The following is a 14,083-nucleotide window of genomic DNA, read 5'->3' on the forward strand; positions in this document are numbered from 1 at the left end:
ATCAGATGGGGTCACAAGTCCAAGAATTAGATGCTCAATGCTGGGTAAAAACTCGTTCTTCCCTTGAGCCTAGCGAATCTACTTTTTTAACTTGGAAAGGTAAAATTTATAGTTTTGTGCCAGGTGAGAAAAGAAAACTATTATTTAAAATGCTGGGTGTCAGTGTCAGTAGATGTATTCCGATAGAAGCAGGTAGTTGGGATTTTACCTCTAGGGAATTGACTTATTATTTACATCCAGAAACAGAAGAGATTTTGCCAAAGTGGGAAAATCCTTGGACTGGAGAAATTGTCCCTGTACTTCACGTAGCTAATAATCCCGTGCAAGGTCATTTTCAAGGTAAATTTCCGGCACAAGTTGAAGGCGATAGTACAACTTTTGTCTTTGATATTTTTCCTACATATCCAAACCCTTTGGCGGAAGATCCAAAATTTCGTGAATATAGTCCTTTTACAACTTATCAAGCGGCGGAATTATTTAAATTAACCGTTCCCACCGCAGATTTATTTAATACTGAATTAACCTCAGTTTCGCAACTGAGGTTAAGTTGGGATCGCATTGGTCAGTGGTTGCCGTGGATGAAAATGAGCGATCGCCCTGGTAATTTGATTTATAGTGCTTATGGGAGTAAAGTTGCTGGTTTCAACCAATTACCGCCACTACTCCAAGAGGAAATTAATCACCGCGTTCCTTTATATAAGCAAGCACCAAAAGCATTTATCGATGGGGAAGATATGACTTCTTGGCTGTACTTTCAGCAGAATTTTGATGCTTACTTAGCTGGGGAAATTTTTCCCCTCCCCGCAGCCGAAGATTAAAACTTCCGCATTTTATAGCTAACTGGGTCAAAACCTCGAGAAAAGCGCGTGCTGTCATCATAATAAGCCCCAGTTAAATCTGCGCCATAGAACTTGGCAAAGTTGAGTTTTGCTCCGCGCAAATTTGCGTCTTTCAATTTCACCCCAGACAAATTCGCTCTGGTTAAATTCGCTTTTGCAAGGTTAGCCTGACTTAAGTCTGCTCCCCAAAGTTTAGCTTTAGCGAGGTTAGCTCCACTCAAGTCTGCTCCCCATAAATTAATTCCTGGTAAATAAGCAGCAATTAACTTAACCCTAGCTAAATTAGCGGCGGGAAAATACCTTTCTCCGGCGGAGTAAAGTTGTTGTAATTGTTCAGCATCCATGAGTGACGTTAGCTTTCTGCAATAATTGAGAAGTAATATGTTCCCATTCCTGCTGGAGTTCGCCAATAAACTCCGACTGACTGCTACGGTGATACCAATAACGTGCATTATTTATATCGCCTTCTTTGCGATGCAGGTAAGCATGAACCCAAGCACTATCAGCATCGCTGAGACTTTGGACAATTTCATGAGCTTGATGCCAATTACCTTTTTTGTCATACCATAAGGCTTGTAGTGGTTTTGATAAGGTTTGCGGACACTGACCCAGTTTATCGATTAATCGCAGGAATTCTTGTACATTCACGATCGCTATCCCACAACTGATATTTTTAAGATACTGCGTGGTAGGCAAAGGTGCGATCGTGCTTAAGATATTTTTATTCTGTAGCCGCTAACTCTTCTTTCTCTTCCGCTAACAGCGATGTTTCACCCGCAGGTTCCACATCTACAACGGGTACAGTTTTCACCAGATAGGGTTTAATAATCATACTCACCCCTGTTCCCCAAGCGATCGCCACCATCCAACCAGCAATAATATCACTGGGAAAGTGAACACCTAAATATAGACGTGTCCACGCAATAGCTAACATATATAAGCTACCAAAAATTAGTGCCGCCCAACGCCAGGAACTCCGCCAAGCTAATACTAATAAAATCACAGCCAAAGTTGTACTCGTCATCGCATGACCACTAGGAAAAGCAAAATCTAACTCTGGTGCGAGAGATTTCCATAAATCTGGGCGTAAGCGATGCCATAGTTCCTTAGCGGTGCGATTGATAAAGGCACTGCCAGATGCAGTGATGAGGAGGTAAACTAGCGATCGCCAATGTTTTTGCCAGATTAAAATGATGGCAATGGTTAATAAAATTGGCAACACAGTCCAAAACGAACCTAACTTAGTCAGCACCACCGCCACCGCATCTAATTGGGGGTTAGCTGTAGAGTGAACTGCCAAAAGCACTGGCACATCCCAAGGAAAGCCAGCTTGATATTGCCAAACCTGGGTAGCAAGGATTTGAAATATCTGCAATGGTAAATATATAGCAGCAAATAATAACAAAAGCGATCGCCAACGGGCAACCAGCAGATTTTTGATAAAAGAAACCAGTGACTTACTCTGAGTAGGAGATGTTTTCTCTGCTTCCATATCAATTTTTGTGTTTTGTACAAGAAATGACCAACCTTTTCAAGATTACTGAGTTGAAAGTGCTGAGTACAATTAATTTTGCTTTTTACTCAGCACGGGCTAAACGCCCCGCTACCGCTAACAGCACTCAGCACTCAGCACTATTTAGGTGATTGTAAACGCACAGCCACACTCCCTGCATGGGCTGGTAAACCTTCCGCCTCTGCCAATGTCACCGCCGCTTTGCCAATTTCGTGCAACGCTGCTTGATTGCATTCTAAATAAGTAATGCGTTTGAGGAAATCGTACACACTCAACCCAGAAGCAAACCGCGCCGAACGGGAAGTTGGTAAGACATGGTTCGGCCCGCCTAAATAATCACCAATAGCTTCTGGGGTGTAGCGTCCTAAAAATAAACTTCCTGCACATTTAATTTGACTAGCTAATAGTTGCGGGTTATCAACACACAACTCAACGTGTTCGGGAGCCAGTTGATTCAATAGTGGTATACTCTGTGTCAAATCACTCACGACAATGACAGCACCGTGATTTTGCCAACTAGCACTCGCTACTTCTTTGCTGGGCAAATTAGTGAGAACTTTTTCCACGGCGGCGATAACTTGGTGGGCGAAACTTTCAGAATCAGTAATTAAAATTGATTGGGCGCTGGGGTCGTGTTCGGCTTGCGATAATAAATCCCAGGCTATCCACTCAGGATTATTTTTATCATCAGCGACAACCAAAATTTCGGAAGGCCCAGCGATGCTATCAATACCTACAGTCCCAAATACCTGACGTTTGGCTTCGGCTACATAAGCATTCCCAGGGCCAACAATTTTATCTACAGGCTTAAGAGTTTCTGTACCATAGGCGAGGGCGGCTACGGCTTGCGCCCCACCAATACTATATATTTCCGTCACACCAGCAACTTGGGCAGCCGCTAAAACTGCCGGGTTAATTTCACCGCGCGGCATGGGTACAGTCATCACAATGCGTTCTACACCCGCGATTTTGGCAGGTAAGGCATTCATCAGGACGGAACTCGGATAACTGGCGCGTCCTCCGGGGACGTAAATTCCGACTTGGGACAGCGAAACCCAATTTAACCCTAGTTTTACGCCGACGGTATCGGTGTAGCCAATATCTTGGGGCAATTGTTTTTGGTGAAAAGTACCGATGCGTTCGGCTGCTAATTCTAAAGCAGTTCTCACATCAGCCGGACATTTGGCTGCTTGTTCAGCAATAAAATCGGCACTCAGATGCAAAGATTCGGGGCTGAAATGGTCAAAACGCGTCGTATATTCCTTAACTGCGGCATCACCCCGCGCTTTGACATCGGCGAGAATACCATGTACTGTACCACTAACATCTACCGTTGCTTCGCGGCGATCGCTCACTAGGGCTTGAAATTTAACTGAAAAATCTTGGTTGGTAGTTTGTAGAAATAGCATGGACAGTACTTTTTAGCAGTAAGGTCAATATTTATTTAGTGTAGAGGATTAGTTTACCCCTAGTGTCAAAAACAGGGTGTTGGGTGTAGTGAAGACTGCATTGGTCGGGGCTTGAACCTCCAGATGGTGCAATCATCCTGAAAGAGGGGGCTTCTAAGGGTGGTTCGATGCTCTCTCTTCCTCCACACCCTGCCCCAACAGGGCTTGGTCATCGACCCTTTATTGGGTAATTAAGGACTGCCAGAAATTAAATGATGCAACATCAACCATCAAAGAAAAGATATTGAAACAAATATTTGTCTACCTCTGAACTCTCTGCTAGCTCTGATGATTGGATATTTGTTTAGTTGGAAGTCTCTGAAAATAGGGTAGCAAGCATTTCCCAGAAATCAATTATTCATCTGGTGGGGTGGGTGGGTCAGAAAGCCCGCTCTTGGTAGGTTTCTATGCAAAGTATAAGTACTTGTATTACAGAATTAAGAAATATTGCGTCAGTTATTTCTACAGCAAATGTACATTTACTATAAAGTTTATAAGCAGTAAACAAGCTGTTATCTGCTTGCCGTTAGATTTTCAGCTTAATTTTCTAGTCTTCTCATAAAAATTTCCGAAGACTAAAAGTACAAACATCACTAAACGTTGAAAGCAACTTATCAAAAAGTACAAGTCACACTAGAATCTTCAAGTTAGTGGCTGTATGTGCTGTGATGATATTTTGCTGGAGATGAATTATTGATAGTGAATTTGTACAGAAATCCACGAAAATTACCAAGCATTTTCACAGTCTACTAATTTAGGAGTCTAAATCATGGTAGCTATACCTGTAAAAGTCCAGACAGAGTTAAATTGTGGTGACTTAGCTATTAAGCTTGTAAATCAATTTGAACTTATTTGGTGGGATAAAGGAAGTGGTGGAGCCTATGATGGAGCTTACTATAAACCTGTTGTGCCAGCAGGATATTATAATCTTGGGCATTATGGACAAGCTAATTACAATACTCCAACAGGAGTAGTAGTAGCTGTCAAAGAATTAAAAAGTGGAGCATTAGCTCGTCCTACAGGTTATGAATTAGTTTGGAAAGATAAAGGTTCAGGTGCAGATTTGGATGGGGCTTTTTGGAGACCTATTCCACCTAATGGTTATGTAGCATTAGGCTTAGTTGCAACTCTAAATTATAATGAACCCAGCCTTGATGAAGTTAGGTGTGTTCGGCAAGATTTAGTCGTACAAGGGCAACCAGGTAGCCAAATATGGATAGATAAGGGAACAGAAGCAGATGCAGATTTCGGGTCGTGGGAAATTAACTCTCCTCCTATTTCTGGATATGAAGAATATTCTTACATAGCACCAGGTACTTTTTATGGTGTGGCTTCTCACACTCGCCCAAATAGTCATCCTGTGATGAATTGCCTAAAACTGAAACTGCCTTTCGAGAAGTATCAAATAGACAATCGCCAGCCAACTTTAGTAAGTACCCAAGAACCAGCTGCAAGAACTGAACCTCAGCTAGCAAACTATGTTTGGATTCCTTTCTTTGCGATTAAAGACGATCTACATGATTTAATTTGGAAAGTAAATTATTCTCCGTTTTATCGTCTTGATAGAGAAGAATTTTACACTCTTCAGTGGCACGTCTTTAACAGAACTGATAGCACTGATAGTAAAGAGTATTCTGTCAAAATTGGGATATCTAAAACAGACACGCAAACATTTAGTGTCCAGACAGGTATATCAATCACAACAGAAGCGAGTGCAGGGATTGAGGGTGTAGCTTCAACCAAGATGTCAGCTACATTCAGTATACAAATGGGTTTTGAATCTAGTTCTTCTTTTACTCAAATGAGAGAGGACACAATCACTGATACTTATAATATACCGCCACATAAAGCTATAGCTTTATGGACAAAAACCAATCGATTTACTTTAAGAAGATCAGACGGGTCAGTAGTAGGCAATTCTTGGGAAATCCAAGCTAACAGTACGGTAAAAGACCAATATCCAGACTAGGAAAAGTATCATCAATCCCTAAGCTAATCAAGTTCTAAAATGTTGCACTGTTGAATTCTGCTTTGACAGTGCAACTAAAATTTCGATATGAGTATATCCTATTATACCATTTTGAATTTTAGATGAGGAATTGCTGTCTAAGTCTGGGTTCTACCCATCCATCTGTCTCAATCATTTTTCTAATTGGTATTTATTTGAGATAAATCAACAAATTCAATCCAGGGATAGTGCGCGAAAGTGTCCACAAAATTAAGGTAATATACAATATGCCTAAACTCCATTGATACCAAGCTAGAGTTGCTACAATTCCTGGCAAATGTTGGTCGCGCAGACGAATATCATTAAAGCCTAATCTGACTAAGTTATTCAAACTAAAGTCATAATAATTCAGCCAGTTCCATTTGCGATCGCCTAACAATGGCATATATCTTTCCCGAAATGTTTGGTTTCTGGGAATCACTGGTAAACGTCCAATTAATAATCGCAATTGGCGAAATGTGCCATCTTCAGTAAAGTAAGAAACATCCATTAAATCGTGATAGCGTCCTTGTTGATATAGCCGCATTACTAAAGTGATTGGTACAGGGATAATAATTATCAATAGACATCCCAGCGTTAGCCAAGGCTGTTCGGCGTTGCGAAAAATTGCCAATAAACTCAAAAATTCTAAGCAGCTAAAACCAATGAATATTGAGACAGTTTCGTAATATGTGGGAATAATAGCCACAGGACGCAGCCGACGATAACGGTCTACTAGCCAAAATAGTAAACCAAAATAAGCGATCGCCACACCACCCACACCCAAAGCTAACCAAAAATTTGTCCCATAACCACTTAATAACAGCAGTAAACTCAAAGCTAGCCAACTCCAAGCTTGCAATAACCAATTACCTAACGAAAGCGGTTCACCAAAACTGAGGCTATTTTTTAATTTATTGTATATTTCTAAATCGATATCGGCTAAAGTTAGTAACTCACTGCTATTAAGGAAAGGTTGGACAACGCGACGATTCAATATTGCTTCTACTTGAGTTGGCGAAAAACCTAAATGTAATAACCGATTTATTGAAGCATTATTTATATTTGTTCTAATTAGCTTTTGACTTAATTGTGTTAATCTCAGTCTTTGTTTTGTGTACTCTAATTGATTAGCATCGGCTATTTGTTGTTGCTGACGAAAATTCTGCCCTAAATTTCTTAAGACGTTTTGATTACCTTGCAAATTAGGCACATAAAACATTTTACCAATCTGTCCCACGTTACCTAAAATTCTGGCTTGATTAGAATTAAAGCTTAAACTCGGTACGTTTAAAAAAGCAGTTTTGCTAAAACTGGCATCGCTAAAATCTGCTAAATTTAGAATAGCTGCACCTTGAAGATTTAGAGGTTGGTTAAATTGGGCTTCCCGAAAAATTACAGCTTGTTCAAAAGTAGACTCTGCGACAGAAAAAGTCTGCTGAAAATTGGCTTTGGTAAATTGTGCTTGATTGGCAAAACGCACTTCCGAAAAATCAGAATTACCTTGCCATTGAATCTGACTAAATTTAGCTAATTGCTTAAATATAGCTTCATTAAAACTAACTGAATCCTGAAAAATGCTGCCATGAAAATCAGCAAGTTCTTGAAATTGCACTTGTTTAAAATTAGCTTTCTCAAAAAAAATGCTACCTTGAAAATTACTCGGTTGGCGAAAATTAGCCCCCGTAAAGTTTACAAAACGACTAAATCTAGCTGCACTCCAATTAGTAGGTTGTAAAAATATAGCATTTTGAGCATCTACAGACTGGAGAAAAAAAGTATTAGCAAACTGTAATTGTCCGTTAAAACGAGTGTTTTCTAGAGTTAAAGCACCGCGAAAAACATTAATTTCTCCCGATATATTTGAATCAGTTGCTAATAGCGAACGACAATCTTTAGATGTAGGTAAAGCAATTGCGAGAGATTGTAAACATACTAAACGGAGACTTTCTAATTGTGCTTGTTCTGTTGGGGTGAAAATTGGTGCGATCGCTTGAATGTATAAAGGCGTTCGTAAACCTAATTCACTACCTAAAAAATCCCCTTGAATTAAAGAATTGCTAATATCTAAACCTAAAGCTTTAGTCCCAGCTTTTTGTAACTCTTTTCTGAGTAATTGATAAAAACTATCACGAAAACTGGCATTTTCAGGACGCAAATCAATCACCATTTGCCGCAAATCCACAGTTAAATTACCTTCGCGGAGTATGGGTGTGCGGAGTTTTTCTTGCAAGATTTCGAGAGTTAGAGGTGTGCGTTCTAGTGTTTGTGCAGCTAAAACTGACGATGGAATAAGTAAGGTTGAAAAAACTAGGCAAAACGCAAAGATTAATTGCCAAGCTTTGTGAATACAGCTTTGCATAATTTCATAGCATTTGTGTCTTTGTCAGCAGAATTTAACGACAAAGACACAAAGAACATTTGTTATTTAACAAGGATAATCCTTGTGAGTAAAAGGCTTGGCATTGGCTCCTGTGTAACTAGCGACAATGTGACCATCACCAGTTATTTGATACTTATAAGTTATCAACCCTTCTAAACCAACAGGGCCACGGGGAGGCATTTGTTGGGTACTGATGCCAACTTCTGCACCAAAACCATAGCGGAAGCCATCAGCAAAGCGTGTAGAACAATTGTGAAATACTCCGGCGGAATTGACCAACCCAAAGAATGTTTCAGCAGTGGCGATATCTTCAGTAATAATTACGTCGGTGTGACGAGAAGCGTATTTGTTAATATGTGCGATCGCCTCTTCTAAAGAGTCTACAATTTTAATCGACAATATCAAATCGCTGTATTCTGTTTCCCAATCGATTTCTCTGGCTTGGTTAATTTCTGGCAATATTTCTAAGGTGCGGTTATCGCCTTTTAATTCCACATGATTAGCTTGTAAAGCGGCTGCTACCTTAGGTAAAAATTCACTCGCAATTGATTGATGAACTAATAAAGTTTCAATGGCATTACAAGCCGCAGCATACTGTATTTTGGCATCAACAGTAATCTCAATTGCTTTGGTAATGTCAGCAGCTTTATCTATGTAAGCATGACAAATGCCCTCAGCATGACCAAGTACAGGAATGCGAGTATTTTCTTGTACAAACCGCACAAAAGAATTAGAACCTCGAGGAATAATTAAATCTACATATTTATCTAATTTTAAAAGTTCTAAAGTTTCTTCTCTGGTGGTTAGCAATTGCACCACATCAGGACTAACAGCAGTTTGCAATAATCCTTGTTTAATTGCTTTGACTATCGCCTCGCAAGAACGCACTGCTTCTTTACCGCATTTAAGAATTACACCATTACCAGACTTGATAGCTAAAGAAACAATTTGAATGGCAGCTTCGGGACGCGCTTCAAAAATAATCCCCAACACACCCAAGGGACAAGTAATGCGCTTGAGAACTAAGCCTGTATCCAGTTCGCGGTGAATCTGCACTTGACCGACAGGATCAGCTAGTTTACCAACATCACGTACACCTGCGATCGCATCTCTTAATTTATGTTCATCTAACTGCAACCGCTTATATAGAGGTTTAGCAATTCCTTGGGCTTCCGCCGCTTCACAGTCTGTTATATTCGCCTGCAATATCTCTTCTCTTGCTGATTCTAATGCTTGGGCGATCGCTTCGATAGCTTGATTTTTCGCCTCGGTAGAAAGAATTGCTAACTTGCTGGCAGCAAAGCGAGTGTTGGCGGCGATATCAACTAGGGAAGACGCAACTTCAACAATAGTCATGTCAAAAAATAACTCTTTATTATGGCACAAACCTTTAACTCATACTATCAATTAGTCATTGGTCAATAGTTAAATGACTCAGCACTCAGCACTTTTAACAAGAGTGGCGATCGCCACAACTAATTCCTCTGGATCAACGGGTTTGGTAATATGACGTTGGAAGCCTGCGGCTAAGGCTTGCCGTTGGTCGAGTTCTCCAGCGTAGGCGGTAAGGGCAATAGTGCGTAATTTGCGGAAAGTTTCGGGTTTTTGTGATTTAATTTGCCGAATCAGCATATAACCATCAATATCTGGCATACCAATATCACTGATCAATACATCAGGCTGAAATTTATCTAAATTAGCCAAAACCTCTTGGGCGGATGCCACAATTTTGGCTGTTGCCCCATACTGTTCCAAAATTGTTAGCAGTAACTCTCGGATATCTTCATCATCATCTACTACCAAAATTTTTAAATTGCTTAAATCACCAGCTATCACCACAGGCGTAATGACTTCTTCTACTTTGGGGACGGTGGCAATTAAAGGTAAAGTGACAGTGAATGTTGCGCCTTTGTCTTCTCCTAAACTTGTGGCTTTGACTGTGCCACCATGTAATTCTACTAAGTGACGGACAATTGCGAGTCCTAAGCCTAAGCCGCCAAACTTGCGCGTAGTGGAACCGTCTTGTTGACGGAAGTATTCAAAAACGTAGGGTAAAAATTCTGGGTTGATGCCTTTACCTGTATCTTGAACTTGAATCTCCGCCTTAGTAGCAAATTGCCGCAACTGAATGGTGATCTGTCCACCATCTGGTGTAAATTTAACGGCATTACTCAGCAAATTCCACAAAACTTGTTGAAGCCGCGCGGAATCTCCATTAACCAACCCAAGCTGAGATGTTATGACTGTTTGAATTTGAATTTTTTTAGCCTCGGCGGCTAACCGCACCGTTTCGATGGCGGCGGTGATGACTGTGGTTAAATCTACAGGGCAAACATTCAACACCATTTTGCCACGGAGAATCCGCGAGACATCTAATAAATCTTCAATTAATTGTGTTTGTAATTTGGCATTGCGTTCAATAGTTCGCAAGGCGTTTTTCGTGGCTTGTTCATCAAATTTGCGAGTTAATAACAGTTTTGTCCAACCGAGAATGGGGTTGAGAGGCGATCGCAATTCGTGGGATAGTACGGCTAAAAATTCATCTTTAATGCGGTTGGCTACTTCGGCTTCTTCACGGGCAGCGCGTTCTCGTTCTAAGGCTAAATCACGTTCTTCTAAGGCACATCTTTGGTCGTGAATATCTGTACAAGAACCAAACCAGCGAATAATTTGCCCATTTTGATCCCGCAGGGGAAATGCTTGTCCGAGAAACCAGCGATACTGCCCATCGCTAGCGCGGCGGAAGCGATACTCAATGTTATAGTCTTTGCCAGTCCGTAAAGATTCATTCCAGACTGTCAAGCATCTTTGTCGGTCATCTGGATGTAATAAATTACTCCAACCCCAACCTTGGGTATCGTGCAAAGTCATGCCTGTATACTCGTACCAGCGACGATTGAAGTATTCATGATAACCATCACCACGGGTTGTCCAAAATAGTTGGGGCATGGTATCTGCCAAGGTTCTAAAGTTCAACTCACTTTCTTTTAAGGCTTCTTCGGTATGTTTGCGTTCTGTGATATCGACAAAGGCGGCTACTACTCCGCGAATCTCACCATCTTCATTCCTTAAAGGCACGGAACTGCCATAAATAAATTTTACTGTGCCGTCTTCAAAGACAAATTGCAACTCGTCTGTAACTGGTTGACCCGTTCTGGCGGATTTTTGCATTGGTAAGTCGTAAGGGGCAATTTCTTTCCCATTCCGTAGTTGCTTAAACTTGAGTGAATAAGAGCCATCTTCTGGTGTGGCTGTTGCTAACTCCCCAGGTTCAGCTTCCATCAATTCGTAAGCGGTTTTGTTGGCTGTAATGTAGTGACAGTTGGGGTCGTGGGCAATCCAAAGAGCTACTGGGGTAATTTGCATCAGGGTTTCTAGTTCTTCGGCCCTGGCTCTAGCGATCGCTTCACTTTTGTGTATTGCGGTTTCTGCTAGTTTACGCTTAGTAATATCGGTTACTAATATTGATAATCCTTCCTGGGAAGGATAAATGCGGTTTTCAAACCAGCGTTGCCAAGGCGGATAGAAGTACTCAAACTCGACAAATATTTGCTCTGCCAATGCTCGATGGGCTTGAATATCAAACTCACCACCCACGGTATCAGGAAATACATCCCAAATAATTTTACCTAAGAGACACTCTCTCGGGGTATTGACCATTTCCACAAAGCGATCGCTAACATAAACAAAATGCCATTCCCGATCTAGAATGAAAAACTGATCTTGAATGGTTGCTAAGAGTTTTTCTAAATTAGCGGTAGCAGTTTGGGCTTGACGTTGGGCGGCTTCACTGACAATTTGCAATTCTTGTTCCCGCTTGGCTGCATCCCGCCGTAACTTAGTCATTTTTAAGGTGGCTTCCACCCGCGCCAAGAGTTCGCGGGCTGAAAATGGCTTAATTAAATAATCATCGGCTCCACCTGCTAGTCCTTCGATGCGTGATTCTTCTCCTGATCTTGCTGATAGGAGGATAATGGGGATTTCTCGGGTTTGCGGATCAGCGCGGAGCGATCGCAATAACTCCAATCCATCCATTCCCGGCATCATAACATCTGTCAACAGTAAATCAGGTGGATTTTGCCGAATGCGTTCCAAAGCCGCCAAGCCATCAGCAACTGCCTCAACTGCATATTTTTCCTGCAACAGCCGTTGCACATAATTTCGCATATCAGCGTTGTCATCAGCCAGGAGGATATGACCACAAGAGGGAGTCGGATTTTGTTCCCTGTTCCCTTCTTCAGGTAGACAACGCCACGATTTTTCTATGTATGAATTTACACTGACAGTTTGAGATATTACTGGAGTATGACTAATTCGCTCTTGGGGTAAATGATGCCAGTCGCTAGGAACTGAGACAGTAAAGCAACTTCCCTCACCTTCAACACTACTGGCAGTTACTGAACCGCCATGTAAGTGAACTAACTCTTGCACCAAAGATGCTAAAGCTTCGGCACGTTGGCGTTCTTGTTCATAAGCATAGGCGTTAGCGATCGCTGTTGCTACATGATTGGCAACTAAATCAAAAAAGCCACGATAATCATCATCAAATTGCCGTCGGGGACTCACACCCAAAATTAATAGCCCAGATAATTGTTGTTTCTGTCCTGATTGCGTAATTGGTAAAACTATCGCCGCACGGGGTGATTCTTCCCACACTCCCCCAGACAATTCACCAAAGCGAGTCTTTAAATCATCAATGTATGCGGCTTCACCTGTATTTTTTACCTGTGCTAGTTGCCAGTTATCAGCAGTCTGGGTCAAATTTACATATTGAGGACTGGCTAAAGTTCCGGCTGCAATACCAATAGTTTCCACTAGGCGCGCTTGTCTGCCATCATTTTCCACCAGATACAACAACGCTAAGGGAATGTCATAGGGATTATTGGCTAAGGTTGCCCAAGCAATTTGACAAGCTTTCTCTACAGACTTGGCTGCTAGGGTGTTGGCTGCCAATTCGCGCAATGTCCTCAGTTGGCGCTCGCCAATCACGCGCTTTGTCGTTTCGGTGACGGCGGTAAATACTCCACCCACCTGACCATTTTCTAAAAAGATGGGACTGTAAGAATAAGTAAAGTATTCTTCTTGAAGATAGCCATAGCGCATTGCCGGCAGTAAAAGATCGTTAAACCAAGTTGCCTGTCCTGTCTCTAGGACATTATTCAGTTGTTCGCCAATAATATTCCAAACTTCTGGCCAAACTTCCCAACCAGATTTTCCTAAGGCGTTTGGGTGTTTTGTGCCTAAAATAGCTCGCCAAGCATCGTTGTAAATCAGGACTAATTCTTTTCCCCACCAAATCACCATCGGAAAACGAGAGTTGAGGCAAATACTCACTGCTGTCCGCAAGCTAGATGACCAAGTAGAAATTTTGCCTAAAGGTGTTTGTGACCAATTATGCGATCGCACCAGTACCGCCATCTCTCCATCGCCAGCAAAAAGATGATTACTACATTCATTCATCTGGATCAATCTCTCATCTTCTGAGTCTGGACGGCACTAATCAACTAACTGTGCCTTTGCAGTTCCTACTAGTTAGCAAAGTGAATTTTCTCAAAAAAACTTATATTTGCTTTTGTGGGCGCAGGATAACTGTTGTATACATTTTACTGAGGATTTATCCTAGCACACTGGGGATTTAATAATTAATAAAAAATTAAGAAACTGGCACTTTTATTTAATTTATCAATTGCCCAAAGCTCAGACTCGGCACTAATTCAATAGTTAAGGATATTGTTGCTGTATATTTTGTGATTTTTCGCAAAATTTTCCACACACATATATATAAGTCTTCAAATAAAATTCTCTCTAATTCTTTCTGGCGACAGTGGACAATTGGCAATAAAACAATTTTATATTTAAAGATTTGGGTTGAGTATGAACCAAAATCTCTCATTAGTAAAGTCAAAAGTTTTA

General features: G+C 41.2%; 9 protein-coding genes. 2 read left to right on the forward strand and 7 right to left on the reverse strand.

Translation table 11 applies throughout. From position 1 onward, the window contains the following. The first annotated feature begins 5 nt into the window (after positions 1-5). Positions 6-818, forward strand: coding sequence for a DUF1838 domain-containing protein (locus tag H6G69_RS02385; protein WP_190681120.1), 813 nt, complete (start codon positions 6-8; stop codon positions 816-818). On the opposite strand, the gene H6G69_RS02390 is transcribed toward H6G69_RS02385, so the two are convergent. From H6G69_RS02390 to hisD, 4 genes are all read right to left on the reverse strand, one after another. After that, the gene (locus H6G69_RS02390; RefSeq protein ID WP_190681121.1) at positions 815-1,183 is read right to left on the reverse strand and encodes a pentapeptide repeat-containing protein; all 369 of its coding nucleotides are present in this window, start codon (positions 1,181-1,183) and stop codon (positions 815-817) included. The genes H6G69_RS02385 and H6G69_RS02390 overlap by 4 nt on opposite strands. Continuing rightward, positions 1,173-1,487: a hypothetical protein gene (locus H6G69_RS02395; RefSeq protein WP_190681225.1), complete on the reverse strand. Its 315-nt coding sequence runs from the start codon at positions 1,485-1,487 to the stop codon at positions 1,173-1,175. The genes H6G69_RS02390 and H6G69_RS02395 overlap by 11 nt, the downstream gene beginning before the upstream one ends. A 73-nt stretch (positions 1,488-1,560) precedes the next feature. After that, a complete protein-coding gene (locus H6G69_RS02400) occupies positions 1,561-2,331 on the reverse strand; it encodes a phosphatase PAP2 family protein (protein ID WP_190681123.1) in 771 nt (256 codons plus the stop codon). A gap of 140 nt (positions 2,332-2,471) precedes the next feature. Continuing rightward, on the reverse strand, positions 2,472-3,761 hold the full coding sequence (gene hisD, locus H6G69_RS02405) for a histidinol dehydrogenase (protein ID WP_190681124.1): 1,290 nt from the start codon (positions 3,759-3,761) through the stop codon (positions 2,472-2,474). An 808-nt stretch (positions 3,762-4,569) separates the two neighbouring features. Between hisD and H6G69_RS02410 the strand changes: the two genes are divergently transcribed. Then, a complete protein-coding gene (locus H6G69_RS02410) occupies positions 4,570-5,769 on the forward strand; it encodes a Vps62-related protein (protein WP_190681125.1) in 1,200 nt (399 codons plus the stop codon). Positions 5,770-5,959: 190 nt separating this feature from the next. Here the strand turns inward: H6G69_RS02410 and H6G69_RS02415 are convergent, their stop codons facing one another. From H6G69_RS02415 to H6G69_RS02425, 3 genes are all read right to left on the reverse strand, one after another. Continuing rightward, positions 5,960-8,149, reverse strand: coding sequence for a pentapeptide repeat-containing protein (locus H6G69_RS02415; protein WP_190681126.1), 2,190 nt, complete (start codon positions 8,147-8,149; stop codon positions 5,960-5,962). Positions 8,150-8,215: 66 nt separating this feature from the next. Continuing rightward, positions 8,216-9,526: a glutamate-5-semialdehyde dehydrogenase gene (locus tag H6G69_RS02420; RefSeq protein WP_190681127.1), complete on the reverse strand. Its 1,311-nt coding sequence runs from the start codon at positions 9,524-9,526 to the stop codon at positions 8,216-8,218. Positions 9,527-9,604: 78 nt separating this feature from the next. Beyond that, positions 9,605-13,630 carry a response regulator gene (locus H6G69_RS02425; RefSeq protein ID WP_190681128.1) on the reverse strand — a complete coding sequence of 1,342 codons (4,026 nt, stop codon included), beginning with the start codon at positions 13,628-13,630 and terminating at the stop codon, positions 9,605-9,607. Between the last annotated feature and the right edge of the window lie 453 nt (positions 13,631-14,083).

The organism is Nostoc sp. FACHB-110, from assembly GCF_014697425.1.
Taxonomy (GTDB): domain Bacteria; phylum Cyanobacteriota; class Cyanobacteriia; order Cyanobacteriales; family Nostocaceae; genus Nostoc_B.

Coding starts and splice junctions, on each gene's coding strand:
- H6G69_RS02425 (WP_190681128.1), bottom strand. CDS start 13,630: ATGAATGAATGTAGTAATCATCTTTTTGCTGGCGATGGAGAGATGGCG.
- H6G69_RS02420 (WP_190681127.1), bottom strand. CDS start 9,526: ATGACTATTGTTGAAGTTGCGTCTTCCCTAGTTGATATCGCCGCCAAC.
- H6G69_RS02390 (WP_190681121.1), bottom strand. CDS start 1,183: ATGGATGCTGAACAATTACAACAACTTTACTCCGCCGGAGAAAGGTAT.
- H6G69_RS02385 (WP_190681120.1), top strand. CDS start 6: ATGGGGTCACAAGTCCAAGAATTAGATGCTCAATGCTGGGTAAAAACT.
- H6G69_RS02400 (WP_190681123.1), bottom strand. CDS start 2,331: ATGGAAGCAGAGAAAACATCTCCTACTCAGAGTAAGTCACTGGTTTCT.
- H6G69_RS02415 (WP_190681126.1), bottom strand. CDS start 8,149: ATGCAAAGCTGTATTCACAAAGCTTGGCAATTAATCTTTGCGTTTTGC.
- hisD (WP_190681124.1), bottom strand. CDS start 3,761: ATGCTATTTCTACAAACTACCAACCAAGATTTTTCAGTTAAATTTCAA.
- H6G69_RS02410 (WP_190681125.1), top strand. CDS start 4,570: ATGGTAGCTATACCTGTAAAAGTCCAGACAGAGTTAAATTGTGGTGAC.